1 protein-coding gene is annotated in these 1,504 nt (G+C 72.1%); it reads left to right on the forward strand.

What is annotated here, in order from left to right:
- A partial coding sequence (locus MFF42_RS20670; protein WP_283206905.1) for a GLUG motif-containing protein occupies nt 1-1,504 on the forward strand: 1,504 nt, incomplete at both ends.

Here is a 1,504-nt window from a genome sequence, read left to right on the forward strand (position 1 = left end):
CGACGCGCTGCTCGAAGCCGCGCCCGGCCCCTTCGGCGCGGGCGGCTTCGTGCCGGTGGGATCCGATCTATCCTTCTTCAACGGCCGCCTGGACGGGGCGGGGCACACGATCACCGGGCTGACCATCGCCCGGCCGGGCCAGGACAATGTCGGGCTGATCGGTTTTCTCGGCAGCGGCGGTCGGGTCAGCGGCCTCGGCCTCGTCGGCGGCAGCGTCTCGGGCAGGAACTACGTGGGCGGCCTCGTCGGGTCCAACGGCGGCGGCACGGTGACCCAGTCCTACACCAGCGGCAGCGTGACGGGCGCCTTCATGGTGGGCGGGCTCGTCGGGTCCAACGGCGGCGGCGAGGTGAGCCAGTCCTACGCCACCGGCAGCGTCACGGGCACCACCGCCGTGGGCGGCCTCGTCGGGTGGAACGCCGCCACGGTGAGCCAATCCTACACCACCGGCAGCCTCACGGGCGTGAACAGCGTGGGCGGCCTCGTCGGGTACAACAGCACCGGCGCCACGGTGAGCCAGTCGTATGCCAGCGGCAGCGTCTCGGGCAGGAACTACGTGGGCGGCCTCGTCGGGGACAACGTCGGCGGCACGGTGAGCCAGTCCTACGCCAGCGGCAGCCTCACGGGCGACTCCGAGGTGGGCGGCCTCGTCGGGCGAAACCGGGGCGGCGGCACGGTGAGCCAATCCTACGCCAGCGGCAGCGTCTCGGGCACCACCGACGTGGGCGGCCTCGCCGGGTCCAACAGCAGCCAGATCACCTCGAGCTACTGGGACACACAGAGCACGGGCCAGGCGAGCGGCGTGGGCAACGGCTTGTCCACCGGCGCCACCGGCCTGACCTCGTCCCAGGCGCGCAGCGGCTTGAGCAACTACACCGGCTTCGACCCGGCCGTCTGGTACCAGGCGGGCGACCTGCGCCCGATCCTGCGGTCGGAGGCGGTGCAGGTCGGGGGCGTCTACCAGGTCTCCAACCTGCATCAGCTCCAGCTGATGGGGGCGGATCTCGGCGGGTCCTACGTCCTGACCCGCGACCTCGACGCCTCCGCCACCGCCGGCACCGCCACCTCGTCCGGCCTCTTCGGTGCGGGCGGGTTCGTGCCGGTGGGATCCGATCTATCCTCCTTCACCGGCCGCCTGGACGGGGTGGGGCGTACGATCACCGGGCTGACTATCACGCGGCCGAACCAGGACTATGTCGGGCTGATCGGTTCTCTCGGCACCGGCGGCCGCGTGAGCGGCGTCGGCCTCGTCGGCGGCAGCGTCGGGGGCCGCGACAGGAGCGGCAGCCTCGTCGGGTCCAACGACGGCGGCACGGTGAGCCGGTCCTACGCCACCGGCAGCGTCACGGGTTTCTTCGACGTGGGCGGCCTCGTCGGATACAACAGCGGCGGCACGGTGAGCGAGTCCTACGCCAGCGGCAGCGTCTCGGGCAACTCGTTCGAGGGCGGCCTCGTCGGGACCAACGACGGCGGCAGGGTGAGCCAATCCTACGCCACCGGCAGC

The sequence above is a fragment of the Methylorubrum podarium genome (genome assembly GCF_022179745.1).
Lineage (GTDB): Bacteria > Pseudomonadota > Alphaproteobacteria > Rhizobiales > Beijerinckiaceae > Methylobacterium > Methylobacterium podarium.